The organism is Paraburkholderia sp. EG287B (assembly GCF_040965595.1).
In the GTDB taxonomy this organism is placed as follows: Bacteria; Pseudomonadota; Gammaproteobacteria; order Burkholderiales; family Burkholderiaceae; genus Paraburkholderia.
Genome location: NZ_JBFRCG010000004.1, coordinates 161,733 through 176,904 on the forward strand (window position 1 = coordinate 161,733; position 15,172 = coordinate 176,904).

Here is a 15,172-nt window from a genome sequence, read left to right on the forward strand (position 1 = left end):
CCTTCGCCTCAGGCGTCGGCTTCGCTCACCTCGCGAATGGGAATCACGGTGCGCGCGCCGCAATCGCGCAGCAGGTCGCGCAATTCGTTGATGACGGGAAACACTTCGTGATTCCAGTCGGCGCCCTGGTTGTCGTGCGCGGCCTGTTCGAGTTCGACGATGGTGCGGTCTTCCTTGAAGATGCGCTCCGTGAACCAAACCAGCAGCGGCCACGCCGCGTCGAGCAGGAATGGAATGGCAGGCCTGCGGACTGAAAGGAGTCCGAAAGTCCGGTTCGTGCGCTGACGCGCGTCGAGCGGCACATAAACGATCCACAGGTCCATCAGGAGCGAGTCGTCGCCCGAGCGTATTTTCAGCGTTTGATACGGATATTCCGTGCGGATCGTCATCACGCTCTGATCGCTCGGGTCCGCGCGGTTCCTGCTCGCGCCGAACACGAGCGCCTCGCCCGCGGGCTGCTTGCCCGCCATGCGCGCGAACGTATAGTCCACTTCGATGGAGCGCTCGCCGCGCCGCCGGCCGAGCGAGCGCGCCCGCATCTGGCCCATCTGGCGACGGTGCAGAAACTGGTGATTCATGTCCATCAGATTCTCGTGCATGAACGAGTAGTGGCACTTCACCTCGCGCCCGAAGCGGCGCGTCTTGTATGCCTTGTCCGTGACCGAATCCAGCACGGGCAGCGGCGTTTCCCCGGCGAGCGTGGTGTTGCCGGGAAAGACGAAGATCATGCCGTGCGCCTCGCGGCACGGATAGGCGCGCACGCCGTTGGGCAGGCGCTCCCTGCCGAGGTAAGGCACGTCCACGCACTGGCCCGAACAGTCGTAGGTCCAGCCGTGGTAGCCGCAGCGCAGCGACTCGCCATCCACCACGCCCGCATGCAGCGGCACCTGGCGGTGGGCGCAGCGATCTTCGAGCGCGTGCACCGCGCCCGACGCGGTGCGAAACAGCACGATGGGCTCGCCGGCGAAATGCGTGCCCAGCGTCTTGCCAGGCTTGAGTTCGCGCGACCAGGCAAGCGGATACCAGTGATCGGGATGAATGGGCACCCGGCGCAGGTCGCGCGGCTCCTGCAAATGTGACTCGATCGTATAACCGTCGGGGAAAGGCATTGCGCGCATACGGTGAAACTCCTTGTCGAGTCCGTCGATATCGTCGTTATGGTCGTTATCGTCGTTCTGGGAAATCGGTAATTCGACGCAAATCTCGTGCCCGATCATTCAACGCGATTGGCGCCCGGGTGTCGATCAGTGTTTTGCCGGAAAGCACGCGATGATGGCGGCCTGAACCTTGACGATGGCGGCGTCGCGCAGCGAACTGTTGCGCCACCCGAGTTCCACGGGATAGCGCGGCAGATCGAGCGGACACGCGAGCAACTTCAGGCCGGTCACGCGTGCGATCGCCTCGGCCGCGTGGCGCGGAATCGTGGCGACGCTGCGCGTGCCCTTGAGCAGAAAGGGCAACGCGGCGAAATGCGTCGTAGAAGCCACGACATTGCGCTTCAGGCCGCGCGCGGCGAGCCCTTCATCGACGATCCCGACCACGCCGCCCGACGACACCAGGATGTGCCCTCTCGACACGTAATCGCCGAGCGTCAAACGCCGCAGCGTGCGCGGCGCGTCGTCCACGAGGCACGCGTAGCTGCCCTCGCCGAGCACCCGGTGGCTCAGCCCGCGCGAAGCGAAGCCGCCCGCCGCGACAGCGAGATCCATGTCCTGATTGGCGAGCGCATCGGCGACGATCTGGCTGTGCGTCTGGCGAAAGATGATGCGCAGGCCCGGGGCGCTGGTTTCCAGCGTTTCGATGATGCGCCGGCCGAAAGCCACTTCGAAGTCGTCCGAAAGCCCGATGGAAACCGCGCGCCCATGAAACGTGGTGGCATCGGGCGAAGCGATCGCGAGGCTATGGCGGCAACGGTCGAGCGCTTCGCTGATCACGGGCTTGAGTTCCTGCGCACGCGAGGTCGGCGCGAGCCCGCGGCCGGTGCGCACGAACAGCGTGTCCGCATAGAGCGCGCGCAGACGCCTGAGCGCCGCGCTCACGGCCGACTGCGTCATGTCGAGGCGAATCGCGGCGCGGCTCGCCCCGCCCTCTTCGAACAGCGCCTCGAATATCTTCAGCAGATTCAGGTCCACGCCGGCGATATCAAACTGGTTCATATCACTTAGTATCGATATACGTTCTCGCGATTTTATCGCCGTGGAAAGATGTGGGCAGTCCAACCCCGTGGGAGCACGTCATCATGGCCAAGTCGAAAGTCGCCGCGCTGCAGATCGGTTCGTCCGCCGCCGGCAAAGCGCAAACGCTGGAGCAGATTCTCTCCTTCGAAGCGCAGATCCGCGCTTCGGGCGCGCAGCTCGTCGTGATGCCCGAGGCGTTGCTCGGCGGCTACCCGAAGGGAGAAATATTCGGCACGCGCCTCGGCTACCGCCTGCCCGAAGGCCGCGAGGCATTCGCGCGCTACTACGAGAACGCGATCGACGTGCCCGGCGCGGAAACCGAAGCGCTCGCGGAGCTTTCGACGCGTTGCGGCGCGTCGCTCGTGATCGGCGTGATCGAGCGCGACGGCAGCACGCTCTTTTGCACGGCGCTGTTCTTCAATCCGGGCGAAGGGCTCGTGGCGAAGCATCGCAAGCTCATGCCGACGGGCACGGAACGGCTCATCTGGGGGCAGGGCGACGGCTCGACGCTGCCCACCGTGCGCACGGAATCAGGCGTCGCGGGCGCGGCCATCTGCTGGGAAAACCACATGCCGCTGTTGCGCACGGCGATGTACGCGAAGGGCGTGCAGATCTGGTGTGCGCCCACCGTGGACGAGCGCGACATCTGGCAGTGCTCCATGCGCCATATCGCGCACGAAGGACGTTGCTTCGTGATCAGCGCGTGCCAGGTGCAGCCTTCGCCCGCGGCGCTCGGCGTCGAGGTGCCGGGCTGGGACGAGAACCGGCCGCTCATCAATGGCGGCAGCCTGATCGTCGGGCCGCTCGGCGATGTGCTGGCCGGCCCGCTGCGCGGTGAAGCCGGGCTCGTCGTCGCGGAGATCGACACCGGTGAACTCACGCGTGCCCGCTACGATTTCGATGTGGTGGGCCACTACGCGCGGCCCGATGTGTTCGCGCTTTCAGTCGACGAACGGCGCAAGCGCACGGTCTCGTTCATCGCGGAGTAACGCGGCGCGCCGTTAAAAGTCCGCTGTCACGCCGAATAAAGCCCTTCCGGCCCGTTGCGCAGCGTGCGCGCCAGCAGTTCCAGCCCTTCTCGCAGGGCCTCGTGGCTGCGCGCGCCGCCGAGGCTCAGGCGCACCGCGTGCGGCGCCGACCCGCGGCCGATCACGAAGCTGTCAGCCGTTTTCGCGAGCACGCCGGCCTGACGCAGCGCCGCGGAAAATTCGGCGGCGCGCCAGGGCTCGGCGAGCGGCAGCCAGAGATGCGGGCTCGCCGGATCGGTGCGATACGTCCAGTCCGCCAGCACCTCGGCGGCGATCGCATGGCGCGCGTCCACCTGCGCGCGCTGCTGCGCGACGAGCCGGTCGACCTCGCCATCCACGATCCAGCGCGCCGCGATCTCGGCGGCGAGCGGCGACGTCATCCAGCAGTCGCTGCGTATCACCGCGAGGATCTTGCCGACCCAGTCCTGCGGCGCCTGCACATAGCCCACGCGCAGGCCCGGCGCGACCGCCTTCGAAAGACTGCTAATGACGATGCCGTGCTCGGGCAACCGCGCGGCGAGCGGGGTGGGCGGCGCATCGAGCAACGCGGCGGGCACGAGGTCCTCGATCACGACGAGGTGATGGCGCACGGCGATCTCGGCGATCTGCGCGCGGCGCGCTTCGGAGAGCGTCGCCGTGGTCGGGTTGTGCAGCGTCGGCACGCAAAAGAGCGCGCGCGGCGCGAGCAGCCCGCACGCGCGCTCGAGCGCGGCGGGCACGATGCCTTCCTCGTCGATTTCGATGCCGACGAGATTCAGCCGCAACTGCCGCGCGAGCGCGACGATGCCCGGATAGCTCAACGCCTCCGCGAAAATCGTGTCGCCTGGCCGAAGCACCGCGCGCAACACACAGGCAAGACCGTGCTGCGCGCCCTGGGTCACCAGCACACGCTCGGCCGCCACCGTGCAGCCCATGCGCGCGAGCCAGCGCGCACCCGCCTCGCGGTGCGAGCGGCGCCCGCCTTCGGGCTGATACAGCAGCAGTTCGCCCGCGAGGCGCTCGTCGGCGGCGAGTTCGCGCAAGGTCTGCGTGAGCAGGAAGGCTTCGTCGGTCGGCATCGGCACGTTCTGGCCGAGATCGATCAGGCGTCCCGGCGCATGGACGCCCGGCGCACCGGGCAGGCCGGGCGAAAGCGCCGCCGCGGCCCGCTCGCTGGACTCGGGCGCGGGGCGCGTACGGTCCTGGATGCGCGCCCCGTCGGCGTCGGGCTCGGCCACATAGGTGCCGTCGCCCACGCGCGCGACCACGAGGCCGCCGCGCTCCAGCTCCGCATAAGCACGGCTTACCGTGCCGGTCGTCACGTTGAGCTTTTTCGCGAGCAGCCGGTGCGCGGGCAGCTTTTCGCCGGGCAGCATCTGGCCGCCGTGAATGGCCTGCGAATAGGCCTGGGCGATCGCCCGGTACTTGGGTTCGCTGCTGCGCGAGAGCGTAGGCATCCAGCCATTCATGGTTTTCCCGAAGGAGCAATGCACGTCGCGGCACGGCGCGACGGCTGCGTCATTATCGCGCCCAATTCGCGGAAATGAAGGCTGTCATTTACTTCAATTGACTTCATTGAGTGCACGAAATTGACCCTCTAGGATGCCGTAACGCCTGACAAGGCCAAGGAGACAATCGCCCGCCTCACGGCGCGCGGCATGCGTATCTTCAGACGTAAGTCACGCAATGCTGCACGCACTAGGCGGCGCCCCACGCGCCATGACGAATCGCATCGCACGCATCACCGTGAGCCAGCACCGGCTGCCGCTCGACCCACCGTTCCCCGCCTCGTGGGACAGCCGCCCGCGGCGCGCCTTCCCGGCGACGATCGTGCGTGTGGAAGACAGCGAAGGCCGCGTGGGCATCGGCTCCGGCGACGCGATGTACGGCTTCGACGACTACCGCGACCTCTTCATCGGCGCCGACCCCCTCGACCTCGCGCGGCACTCGGCGGTGCTCGAGAACCTCAGCTTCCACGCGGGCCGGCTCTGGCCGCTCGACGTCGCGCTCTGGGACCTCGCCGGGAAAATTCGCGGCGAGCCGTGCTGGCAAATGGCCGGCGGCCGTTCGAAGCGCGTGCGGGCCTATGCGTCCTCGGGCGTGCATCGCACGCTCGAAGGCATGGCGCAGTGGGCCGAGCATGCCGTTGCGCGCGGCTTCCCGGCGCTCAAGGTGCGCTTCGGCCGCCCGACCCTCGCCGACGATCTCGCCGCGCTCGCCGCCGTGCGCGAAGCCGCGGGCGAGCACATCGAACTGATGGTGGACTGCAACCAGGGCTGGCGCATGCCGTGGGACACCCAGGCGCCGTGGCGCGCCGACGAAGCGCTCGCCGTGATTCGCCAGATCGAAAAGCATCGCGTGTACTGGGTCGAGGAGCCGCTGCATCGCGGCGACTACGCGGGCCACGCGCAGTTGCGCAAGCAAACGCAAGTGCGGATCGCAGGCGGCGAGATGACACGCGACGCGCACGAATTCGCGGCGCTCCTCGCGCACGACTGCCTCGACGTCTACCAACCCGATGTCGTCTGCACGCTCGGCATGGAAGGCGCGCGGCGGCTCGCGGCGCAAATCGAGGCGCACGGCAAGGTGTTCACGCCGCATACGTGGGGCAACGGCATTGGCCTCGCGGCCAACCTGCATGTCGTGGCCGGCGCCGCCCACGCGCCGTTCGTCGAGTTTCCCTATGACCCGCCCGAATGGACGCCGGCGCGGCGCGACTTCCCGATCAAGCACGTGATCGACATCGACGCGAATGGCTGGATCGCGCTAAGCGATGTGCCCGGCCTTGGCATCGAACTCGACGAAGCCATGCTCGCCGCGACACGCGCACACGACAGCCGTTACGACTAAATCCTCATTGAGCCGTAGCACGAACGAGATGGCAGCCCACATCTAAAGCATTCCGAAACATTTCAATAAAACGGAGACACACCATGAACCGCCTGACCACCCTCCTGCGCGCAGCCAGCCTGGCAGCGCCGCTCGCCCTCGCCGCATTGCCGGCGCACGCCGCCGGCACCTGGTGCAGCGCAAGCAAACCCGTGCGCTTCGCGGGCGTCACATGGGAAAGCGGCAACTTCACGAGCGAAGTGCTGCGCTACATCGTCAAGAACGGCTATGGCTGCCAGACCGACACGGTGCCCGGCAGCACGGCGGCCACCGAAACGGCGCTCTCGCGCAACGACCTGCAGGTCTGGTCCGAGCAGTGGACGGGCCGCTCGGAGATCATCGCAGGCGCGGTCAAGGCGGGTTCGGTCAAGCTCGTCGGCGACACGCTGCCGGGCGGCACGAAGGAAGGCTGGTACGTGCCCGACTACGTGGTGCACGGCGACGCGAAGCGCGGCATCAAGGCCAGCGCGCCCGACCTGCAGTCCGTGAGCGATCTGCCGAAATACAAGGGGCTTTTCGTGGACGACGAGGAACCGGATCGCGGCCGCTTCCTCAACTGCCCCTCGGGCTGGGACTGCGAACGCGTGAATTCGCGCCTGCTCAAACTGCTCAAGCTCGACGACACCTACACGAACTTCCGCCCCGGCACAGGCGCGGCGCTCGACGCGGCCATCTCCTCGGCCTACGCGCGCGGCAAGCCGATTCTCACCTACTACTGGGAGCCGGCCGCGTTGATGGCGAAGTACAAGTTCGTTCAGCTCAAGATGCCGCCGTTCAACGAAGCGTGCTGGAAGACGCTGCGCGATGCCAGCAGCGCACAGCCATGCGCCTCGTCGTATCTGGTCTCGCAGCTGAAGATCGGCGTTTCGACACCGTTCTATCAGGCCGAGCCCGACGTGATGGCGTTCTTCTCGAAGGTGAACTTCCCCATCGACTTCCTGAACACGACGATTCTCGACATGACCGAGCATAAGGTCGATGCGCAGGACGAAGCGCTCAAGTTCCTCAAGCAGCACCCCGAGATGTGGAAGCCCTGGGTGCCCGCCGATGTCGCGCAGAAGGTGCAGAAGTCGCTTGGCGCGTAAGCGCGATGCGCCCCGCGAGATAAAACGATTCCAACGAGAAAAGCCGGGCCGCGCAACGCGGCTCCATGATAAGGAGACTTAAATGAAGAAGAAGATTCTCGCGGCGCTGCCGCTGGCGCTCGCCGCAGCGGGCGCGCACGCGCAAAGCAGCGTGACGCTGTATGGCCTGATCGACCTCGGCGTGGACTACGCCAGCAATGTGGCGAACGGCGCGAACGGCCAGCTCGTGCCGGGCACCGGCAGCAAGCTCGTGCAGATGCAAAGCGGCGTGCCCGCCGGCAGCCGCTGGGGTCTGCGCGGCACCGAAGATCTGGGCGGTGGCTACGCCGCGATCTTCCGGCTCGAAAGCGGCTTCAACGCGGCGACGGGCGGCCTGGGCGGCGGTCTCGCGTTTTCGCGCAACGCCTATGTCGGCTTCAAGTCGGATCAATACGGCCAGGTGACCTTCGGCAAGCAATGGGACGCCACCGTCGATCTGATCGAGCCGTATTCGCTGAACGGCAACTACGGCGGCTGGTACTTCGCCCACCCGAACGACATGGACAACCTCGACAACGGGTTCCCGGTCAACAACGCCGTGAAATACGTGAGCCCCGTGCTCGCCGGCTTCCAGTTCGAAGGCCATTATTCGTTCGGCGGCCAGGCAGGCCAGTTCTCGAACAACGCCTCGTACAGCGCCGCAGCGGCCTACACGATCGGCTCCTTCAGCGCGGGCGTGGGCTACCTGCGCGTGAACGATCCGATCACGGCGGTGGCCGGTTATGGCAGCGGCGGCAGCTTCGTGAACTCGATCTTCGGCGACGCGCTCGCCAACGCACGCTACCAGGGCATCCTTTCGGCCGGCGCGTCGTATGTGATCGGCAGCCTCAAGCTGATGACGAACTACTCGAACGTGGACTTCGCCTCGGCCACCGGCAGCGGCGACCTGCACTTCCAGAACTTCGAAGTGGCGGGCACCTATGCCGTGACGCCCGCGTTCGTCGTGGGTGCGGGCTACACCTACACGGTGGGCCAGGACCACGCCACCGACAAATCGCCGAAGTATCACCAGGTCAACCTGATCGGCCAGTACTCGCTGTCCAAGCGCACATCGGTCTATGCGATGGGCGTGTACCAGCACGCGGCGGGCTCGGCGGAAAACGCGCAGATCACGGGCTTCAACCCCTCGGGCACCGACAACCAGGCTGTCGCCCGCGTGGGTATCACGCACGCCTTCTAACGTTTTAACGTAGTCGTTATCATTGAAAACGCGCCGGCGCGAGTGAACATGCGCCGGCGCTCCTGCATCGCGAGGCCTGCATGCGCCGCCTACCCTCTTTATCGGCACTGCGTTCATTCGAGGAGGCGAGCCGCACGCTCAGCTTCACCCGGGCAGCGCAGAACCTGCACGTGACCCAGGGGGCGATCAGCCGCCAGATCCGCCTGCTCGAAGACTATCTCGGCACGCCGCTCTTCATGCGGCATCATCACCGGCTCGAAATCACGCCCGCGGGAAAGCGGCTGCTGCCTACGCTGCAGGCCGCGTTCGATAGCATCGCCCATACGCTCGACACGATTCGCGCCGATCCGTCGAACAGCCTGCTCAGTCTGAACGCCGCGCCCACGCTCGCCACGCGCTGGCTCACGCCGCGCTTGCGCGACTTCCAGCTGCGCCACCCCGACTTGCGCATCTCCATCACCAACGAATATGGGCCGCTGCACGGCACGGAGCGCAACGAAGATTGCCAGATCCGCTTCGGCATGGAACCGCTGCCGGGCGGCCAGAGCACGCTGCTCATGCGCGAGCGCCACGTGCTGGTCGGCTCGGCGCGCGAGTTCAGGCAGGCGGCCGCCGATCAACACGCGTTGCGCGAAATCCTCGCGCAGCATCCGTGGCTCTATATCCTCGATATCGACCGGCGCCTGCTGGTCTGGGAAGCGTGGCTCGAAGCCGCGGCGCTCGACGTGCAGATCGCGCCGCACGGCGAACTGGAGTTCAGCACGCTCGATCAGGTCATTCACGCGGCGGTGGCGGGTCTGGGTATCGCCGTTGCCGACCGGCACATGATCGCGCCCGAACTGGAGAACGGCACACTCGTGCAACTGAGCGAAGTGGAAGTGGTGGGACCTTCGGGATACTGGCTCGACGTGCGGCCCGAAGTGCAAGAGACACTACGCGTGCGCAACTTCAGCAACTGGCTGGTCGAGCACCACTGCGAACGGGACGGGCAACAACGCTAGCGCGGGTGCATGACTGGCGTCACGCACCCGCGTCTGCGACCTGGACATCGTCAGTTGGGATCGATCGGCGGGCCCGGCGGACCCGAGTCCACCTGTCTCATCGTGGCCGCGGGGGGGCCTGCGCCCTGTGCCACGTTGCGGGCTCCTTGAGCTGCGATCGAACGCGAGAGGATCTCCCGTGCTTCGCCGCTCGACGAATCGACGGTCAGTGCATGCCCCGCGTTATGCCAGGCGCACACCCACCGCCCATCGCGCGCGCAAAGCCGCGCGTAGCCAAGCAGCGAATCGCGCTGGTCTTCGCGCGACGTCAATTCGGCCTGCATTTGCAGCGCAGTGCCGTTGCCAGGCTGTTGCGCGAGCGCGGAATTGATCGCACTGCGCGCGGGCCCGAGGCTGTTCTTGTCGAGGCTCGCGCGCGCGATCGACAGATTTCTCGAGACGTCGGCCCGCGAATCGGCGGCGGCCTTCGCCGCGGCAACCTTCTCTGCGTTGGCCTTGGCGGCGGCGACCTTCTCCGCATTGGCCTTCTCTGCCTTGGCCTTCGCGGCGGCGAGCTTCTCCGCGTTGGCCTTGTCTGCCTTGACCTTCGCTGCAGCGAGCGCGCGCTCTTCGGCAGCGCTCGGCGGCGCGGTCTCCGCGCGAGCGGTGGCGGTACGCGGCGGCTGCGCTTGAGCGGGCGCCGGCTGGGGCGCCGGTGCGGGCGGCGCGACATGGGCCACCACCGGCGGCGGCGCTGCTTTAACAGGAGGCGGCTTCACGCTCGCGACGGGAGGCGGCGGCGCACTGGCGACGGGAGCCGATGGCACGCTGGCCACCGGAGGCGGCAACTGCGCGACGGCTACGGGCGGCGCGCTGGGCACCGTGTGCGGCTTCGTGTCGTGCGCGGTAGAAGTGGCCTTGGGTCCGAGGATCGCACCCTCCACGATCTGGGCGCCGACGGTCGGCTCGCGCCCGGTGTGGTGCGAAATCATGTACGCGGTCAGCAGGAACGCGATCGACACCACGCTGCCAATCGCATAGAAGGGCATCCACGAACGTGACGCCCGAGGCGCTTCCTCGCGCAGCTCGTAATCGCTGTCGCGCGGCGCGCCACCACTGAAACTGAATGCAGACGGGTTCCACTCCGTGCGCGCATGGCGCGCGAAACCATCGTGCCATTCGGGCGCGGCGGACTCGCTAGCCGGCGACATGCGCGGGCCAGAGGAAAGCTGCTTCGCGCCGCACTGAGGACAGATCATCAGTGGCGCATTAAAACCGGTCCCGCAGTATGGACATCCCCACGGACCAGACTTGGATCGGCCAGGTTCGTTGAACATTGCAGGCATGGAAGCTTTGACAGGATGGTTTCGGGTTTGCTACCGGCGGCTGGTGCGCGTCGCAGCGGAGGCAACCAGGCGGCCCGGATTCGAAATATTGGCTGTAATCCCTACTCTATTGCGCGAATCGTTGGACGGTTGTAACAAATAGTCGATTTGAATATGAGCTACTTCGACGCGAAGTTCAACCGGCATAATCGGCCAGATGGCGGATAGGGACAGGCGGGATTTCGACCCCCGCTGGGGGTTCCCGGGGCGTGCCATGATGGCTGCGCCGCGCAGGCAAATGGGCCCGTTTGATACGTCCCCACGCCGTGACATCTTGATACAGAAATCGTGTGGCGGATTCGCCAGGAGCGGCCGCTCGCCATGCCCGCGCGGGCTATCTGGCCTTCGATTTTCGTGCCAAATCGCAATCGCGATGTCGGTTTTTTTACGGGCTTTGGGTGACGCGGGGCCCGCGCGTCACGCCTTCAATGCGTCCTTGTAGACGCGGCCATCCTTCATGATCAGGCTCAGGTTCTGATCGGGGTTCGCCAGCAGCGTCATGTCCTGGAGCGGGTCGCCCGCCACGATCAGCAGGTCCGCATACGCGCCCTCTTCCAGCACGCCAAGCTTGTGCGGATACGGATTGCGCTCGCCCGCCAGCGCGAGCAGCTGCCCGTTCGTGGCAGTGGCCATGCGCAGTGCCTCGGCATTCGGGTACCAGCGCGCCATGTGCCCGAGCATCGTGCCTTGCCGCGTGGCCAGCGCCTGCGAAAAGATCAGGTCCGTGCCGAACGCCACCTTGAGCCCATGCTTGCGCGCGAGCTTGTACATGTTGTCGGTCCCGGCTGTCACCTCGAGAAACTTCTCGCGGCTCGACGGCGCCAACGGTGCAACATCCTCTTCGCTGGTAAATGGTTGCGTACTCAACCATGTGCCGTTCTTCGCCAGGACTTCAGCCGTCCGGTCGTCGATGAGGTGGCCGTGCTCGACGCACTGCGCGCCGGCAGCAACCGAGCGCTTCACCGATTCCGGCGTGTAGGCGTGCACGAGCACGTAGGTGCCCCAGTCGGACGCCGTTTCCACCGCGGCTTTCAGTTGCGGCTCGGTGAACGTGAGCATGTCGAGCGGACTGCGCGGCGTCGAGACGCCGCCGCAGCCCACGATCTTGATCTGCGTGGCGCCCATCATGAACTGCTCGCGCACACGCAGGCGCACTTCGTCGGCCGTGTCGGCAATGGCGGCAGCGCCGGTGCGTTCGATCTCGCTGATCTGGCTGCTCGTGCGCGGCACGTCGGTCAGCAGACGAAAGTCGCCGTGGCCGCCCGTCGTGGTGATCATCGCGCCGCAGGGGTAAATGCGCGGGCCGCTCAGCATGCCGGCGTCGATGGCCTGCTTCAGGGCGAACGCGGGACCGCCCACATCGCGAATGGTCGTGAATCCGCGCAAGAGCGTGCGCGGCGCCTCAGCGCCCGCGGCCAGGTAGACGAAGCTCAGGTCGGACTGGAGGATCGTCGCGATCGGGACCGCAGCGAGAAGCGAATGCCAGTGCATGTCGATGAGACCGGGCATCATCACCTTGCCGCCGCAGTCGATCACGCGGCCGCCCGACGCGTTCTGTGCGTCAGGCGCGCCCCGCCGCAACTGCGAGATGCGGTTGCCGTCGACGACGAGGGACATGCCGTCCTGCAGCGCCGCGGACTTGCCGTCGAACAGGCGAAAGTTCGTGAAGGTCGTGGGCTGGGCAGGCGCGGCGGCGCCAGGTTGCTGCGCGCTGCTGAACTCGGGCAGCACCGCGCTCAACAGGGCGGCCCCCATGCCGACCAGGAAGCCGCGCCGCGCAAGGTCGGCGCTGATGCGGCGACTGGCGAACTCCGCGAGCGCCTTGTCGCCCAGGCAGGCGGAGACCGGGCGGATTGCGTTGCCGCGGCGGTTGATTCTGGAAGCCATAGGTCACCTGTGAAAGTAAGCCACGCATTTATTCTGCATGCCTGACTACATCGTCCTTCGTCAACAGCAGCGCCAGCGGCCGTGTGGAGCTGAACGCAGAGAAGATGATCGTGAGCGCCACGGTGCCCGGCACGGCGAGAAAGGCGCCGGGAATGCCCCAGAGTGCCGTCCACGTGGCGAGGCTCATGAGGATGACCGCCGGGCTCAGGTTCAGCGACCCCGCCATCAACCACGGATCGAGCACATTGCCCATCACGAAGTTGATCGCCGACAGCGCGATGAGCAGCGTGATCGACTCGTTCCACTGGCCGAATTGAAGCGCCGCGAGCAAGGCGGGGAGCGCCACGGAAATGAGCGACCCCGCATACGGCACGAAGTTGAGCAGCACGATGAGCACGGCGAGCAGCGGCGCGAACTCCAGCCCGACCAGCTGCATGCAGATCCAGCTGAGAATGCCGAGCACCACGCCGAGCAGCGCTTTCAACGCCAGATACGTGCCGATCTTCGAATTGATCGCGTCGATCACGGGCTCCATGTCGGCCTTGCCGCGCATGACCGCGGAGAGCTTGCGGCGGAACCGCCCCATCTCGACCATGAAGAACGCGGTGTACAGCAGAACGACGAGCGTCGTCGCCATGAGCGAAGAGAGCGAGCCGAGCAGCGAGGTGAGCAGCGACTGGACGTTGACGGTCGCGAGCAGCTCGCGGCGAAACGCCGTCCACGAAGCCTCGGTCTCCAGATGAAACAGCGCGGTGATTTTCGCGAGCAACGCGAGCAGCGTGGCTTCGTACTTCGGCGCCACGGCGAGCATGCGGTCAGTGTCGGACAGCAGCAGTTCGGTCGCGAGCCACGCGGCCGCGAGGATGAGCGCGGCCGCGCTCCAGTAGCGCACGCCCGCGCGAATGCGCGGGCCCACGTGGGGCACGCGCCGCAGGATTTCGGCGAGCCCGTAGATCACATACGACGTGATGATCGCGAATGCGATCGGCACCAGCACCGGGCGCCCGATATACAGCACCCACCCCGTGATGACGGCGATGACGACCACGCAGGTGAACGTGACGAGATCCTGTTTCATGGAGATGTTCTGGATGACGAACCACGTTGCGTCGATGTTGCAGGCAGCGGTTGCGTACAGCGCGTCGCGCAGCGAACCGGCTATCCGGCGCGAGACGTTTGCAAGCCATCCACGCCTCGCCGAGCACATCCGGCCCTCAATAAAGCGTCTTCGGGGCGCGATCGGCCGCCACTTCGCAAGACTAGCCGCTTTGAAAAAGACGTGCGCGCTAGCTGGCGAGGAATCCGAACAACCGCGCCCGGATTTTCGTTGCACGCACATCGACTCTTCGCGCGGACAAAAGATCTCTCCTGCATTTAAGTCACGTTTAAGCAGCTAAAAGTACCTTACGCGCACCTTCACCATCTCTTCGAAGACCATAGCAATGAGTACCATCAAATATCGGCGCCGGGGCCTGATCGCCGGTGTAGCGGTGGCGCTTGCCGGCGCCTGGGTCGTCAGCCACGAGCACGCCAGCGCGGACGAAAGCGGCATCACCAAAACGACGTTGTCGGCACCTGTGCCGAAGGCAGACGACGTCCGCGGCGCGGCGCCGAACTTCTCGGCGATCGTCGCGCAGTACGGCCCGGCTGTGGTCCATGTCGAGGTCGTCAAGGAAAACCCGGACTCCGAAGACGGGCATTCGGGCGCCCTCGGATCGGGCTTCATCGTGAGCCAGGATGGCTTCATCCTGACGAACAATCACGTCGTCGAAGGCGCAGACGACGTGACGGTCAAGCTCACCGACGGCCGCAAGTTCCCCGCACGCGTGATCGGCACCGACAAGGCCGGCGACGTGGCCGTGCTGAAAATCTCCGGCAAGGGTTTCCCGACGGTGAAGATCGGCAATCCGGCGAACAGCAAGGTCGGCGACTGGGTCGTCGCGATCGGCTCGCCCTATGGTCTCGACAACACCGTGACCTCGGGCATCATCAGCGCGAAGTCGCGCCAGCTCTCGGAAGATAGCCCGACGCACCTGATCCAGACCGACGTGCCCGTCAACCCGGGCAATTCCGGCGGCCCGCTCTTCAACCTGAACGGCGAAGTCATCGGCATCAATTCGATGATCTACTCGCGCACGGGCGGCTTCCAGGGCCTCTCGTTCGCGATCCCGATCGACGAAGCCATGCACATGAAGGATCAGATCGTGCAGGGCGGCGGCAATGGCAATGGCAACGGCACGACGCTGGCCCGCAATGCGCACCCGCGTCTCGGCGTGGCCGTGCGCGCGCTCAGCGGCGACGAAGCGCAGCAGGTCGGCGTGGACGGCGGCGTGCTCGTCGTGAAGGCGGGCGGTGCGGCAAAGGCGGCTGGCATCAGCGCCGGCGACGTGATCATCGCGGTCAACGGCATCGAGGTGGACAACGTCGAGCAGCTGCAAAGCATGATCGCGCGGGCACGCAGCAACGTGTCGATCGTCGTTGCCCGCGACGGCGAGCAAATGACCGCGCAGGTCGAGCTCGCGCCGCGCGCGTAACGCCCTGGC

12 protein-coding genes and 1 pseudogene are annotated in these 15,172 nt (G+C 66.2%); 7 read left to right on the forward strand and 6 right to left on the reverse strand.

What is annotated here, in order from left to right; translation table 11 throughout:
• Window positions 1-8: 8 nt before the first annotated feature.
• Entirely contained in the window at window positions 9-1,118 is a 1,110-nt protein-coding gene (locus AB4Y40_RS08295) for a Rieske 2Fe-2S domain-containing protein (RefSeq protein ID WP_368687263.1), read from the reverse strand.
• Window positions 1,119-1,244: 126 nt separating this feature from the next.
• Window positions 1,245-2,156, reverse strand: a complete 912-nt coding sequence (locus tag AB4Y40_RS08300) for a LysR family transcriptional regulator (protein ID WP_368687264.1) — start codon at window positions 2,154-2,156, stop codon at window positions 1,245-1,247.
• Window positions 2,157-2,239: 83 nt separating this feature from the next.
• Here AB4Y40_RS08300 and AB4Y40_RS08305 point away from each other — a divergent pair, with 83 nt between their 5' ends.
• Window positions 2,240-3,166, forward strand: coding sequence for a carbon-nitrogen hydrolase family protein (locus AB4Y40_RS08305; RefSeq protein WP_368687265.1), 927 nt, complete (start codon window positions 2,240-2,242; stop codon window positions 3,164-3,166).
• A gap of 26 nt (window positions 3,167-3,192) precedes the next feature.
• Here the strand turns inward: AB4Y40_RS08305 and AB4Y40_RS08310 are convergent, their stop codons facing one another.
• Window positions 3,193-4,653, reverse strand: a complete 1,461-nt coding sequence (locus AB4Y40_RS08310) for a PLP-dependent aminotransferase family protein (RefSeq protein ID WP_324162993.1) — start codon at window positions 4,651-4,653, stop codon at window positions 3,193-3,195.
• 250 nt (window positions 4,654-4,903) lie between these two features.
• Here AB4Y40_RS08310 and AB4Y40_RS08315 point away from each other — a divergent pair, with 250 nt between their 5' ends.
• From AB4Y40_RS08315 to AB4Y40_RS08330, 4 genes are all read left to right on the forward strand, one after another.
• Window positions 4,904-6,034: a mandelate racemase/muconate lactonizing enzyme family protein gene (locus AB4Y40_RS08315; protein WP_368687266.1), complete on the forward strand. Its 1,131-nt coding sequence runs from the start codon at window positions 4,904-4,906 to the stop codon at window positions 6,032-6,034.
• 83 nt (window positions 6,035-6,117) lie between these two features.
• Window positions 6,118-7,158 carry an ABC transporter substrate-binding protein gene (locus AB4Y40_RS08320; protein ID WP_368687267.1) on the forward strand — a complete coding sequence of 347 codons (1,041 nt, stop codon included), beginning with the start codon at window positions 6,118-6,120 and terminating at the stop codon, window positions 7,156-7,158.
• Window positions 7,159-7,240: 82 nt separating this feature from the next.
• Window positions 7,241-8,377, forward strand: coding sequence for a porin (locus AB4Y40_RS08325; protein WP_368687268.1), 1,137 nt, complete (start codon window positions 7,241-7,243; stop codon window positions 8,375-8,377).
• Window positions 8,378-8,457: 80 nt separating this feature from the next.
• Window positions 8,458-9,378 carry a LysR substrate-binding domain-containing protein gene (locus tag AB4Y40_RS08330; RefSeq protein WP_368687269.1) on the forward strand — a complete coding sequence of 307 codons (921 nt, stop codon included), beginning with the start codon at window positions 8,458-8,460 and terminating at the stop codon, window positions 9,376-9,378.
• A 50-nt stretch (window positions 9,379-9,428) separates the two neighbouring features.
• Here AB4Y40_RS08330 and AB4Y40_RS08335 read toward each other — a convergent pair whose 3' ends face one another.
• From AB4Y40_RS08335 to AB4Y40_RS08345, 3 genes are all read right to left on the reverse strand, one after another.
• A complete protein-coding gene (locus tag AB4Y40_RS08335) occupies window positions 9,429-10,616 on the reverse strand; it encodes a hypothetical protein (RefSeq protein WP_368687270.1) in 1,188 nt (395 codons plus the stop codon).
• Window positions 10,617-11,159: 543 nt separating this feature from the next.
• Window positions 11,160-12,629, reverse strand: a complete 1,470-nt coding sequence (locus tag AB4Y40_RS08340) for an amidohydrolase family protein (protein ID WP_368687271.1) — start codon at window positions 12,627-12,629, stop codon at window positions 11,160-11,162.
• Window positions 12,630-12,657: 28 nt separating this feature from the next.
• Window positions 12,658-13,707 carry an AI-2E family transporter gene (locus AB4Y40_RS08345; RefSeq protein WP_368687272.1) on the reverse strand — a complete coding sequence of 350 codons (1,050 nt, stop codon included), beginning with the start codon at window positions 13,705-13,707 and terminating at the stop codon, window positions 12,658-12,660.
• On the opposite strand from AB4Y40_RS08345, the gene AB4Y40_RS08350 reads away from it, so the two are divergent.
• Both AB4Y40_RS08350 and AB4Y40_RS08355 read left to right on the forward strand, forming a co-directional pair.
• Window positions 13,706-14,026: a hypothetical protein gene (locus tag AB4Y40_RS08350; protein ID WP_368687273.1), complete on the forward strand. Its 321-nt coding sequence runs from the start codon at window positions 13,706-13,708 to the stop codon at window positions 14,024-14,026. The genes AB4Y40_RS08345 and AB4Y40_RS08350 overlap by 2 nt on opposite strands.
• A 213-nt stretch (window positions 14,027-14,239) precedes the next feature.
• Window positions 14,240-15,163: pseudogene (locus tag AB4Y40_RS08355) on the forward strand (S1C family serine protease); the annotation flags it as partial.
• Between the last annotated feature and the right edge of the window lie 9 nt (window positions 15,164-15,172).

Bases quoted from the DNA above. Each gene is read 5' to 3' on its own strand.
- AB4Y40_RS08320 (WP_368687267.1), top strand. From the start codon at position 6,118: ATGAACCGCCTGACCACCCTCCTGCGCGCAGCCAGCCTGGCAGCGCCG.
- AB4Y40_RS08315 (WP_368687266.1), top strand. From the start codon at position 4,904: ATGACGAATCGCATCGCACGCATCACCGTGAGCCAGCACCGGCTGCCG.
- AB4Y40_RS08335 (WP_368687270.1), bottom strand. From the start codon at position 10,616: ATGATCTGTCCTCAGTGCGGCGCGAAGCAGCTTTCCTCTGGCCCGCGC.
- AB4Y40_RS08295 (WP_368687263.1), bottom strand. From the start codon at position 1,118: ATGCGCGCAATGCCTTTCCCCGACGGTTATACGATCGAGTCACATTTG.
- AB4Y40_RS08310 (WP_324162993.1), bottom strand. From the start codon at position 4,653: ATGAATGGCTGGATGCCTACGCTCTCGCGCAGCAGCGAACCCAAGTAC.
- AB4Y40_RS08350 (WP_368687273.1), top strand. From the start codon at position 13,706: ATGGAGATGTTCTGGATGACGAACCACGTTGCGTCGATGTTGCAGGCA.
- AB4Y40_RS08340 (WP_368687271.1), bottom strand. From the start codon at position 12,629: ATGGCTTCCAGAATCAACCGCCGCGGCAACGCAATCCGCCCGGTCTCC.
- AB4Y40_RS08345 (WP_368687272.1), bottom strand. From the start codon at position 13,707: ATGAAACAGGATCTCGTCACGTTCACCTGCGTGGTCGTCATCGCCGTC.
- AB4Y40_RS08305 (WP_368687265.1), top strand. From the start codon at position 2,240: ATGGCCAAGTCGAAAGTCGCCGCGCTGCAGATCGGTTCGTCCGCCGCC.
- AB4Y40_RS08325 (WP_368687268.1), top strand. From the start codon at position 7,241: ATGAAGAAGAAGATTCTCGCGGCGCTGCCGCTGGCGCTCGCCGCAGCG.
- AB4Y40_RS08300 (WP_368687264.1), bottom strand. From the start codon at position 2,156: ATGAACCAGTTTGATATCGCCGGCGTGGACCTGAATCTGCTGAAGATA.
- AB4Y40_RS08330 (WP_368687269.1), top strand. From the start codon at position 8,458: ATGCGCCGCCTACCCTCTTTATCGGCACTGCGTTCATTCGAGGAGGCG.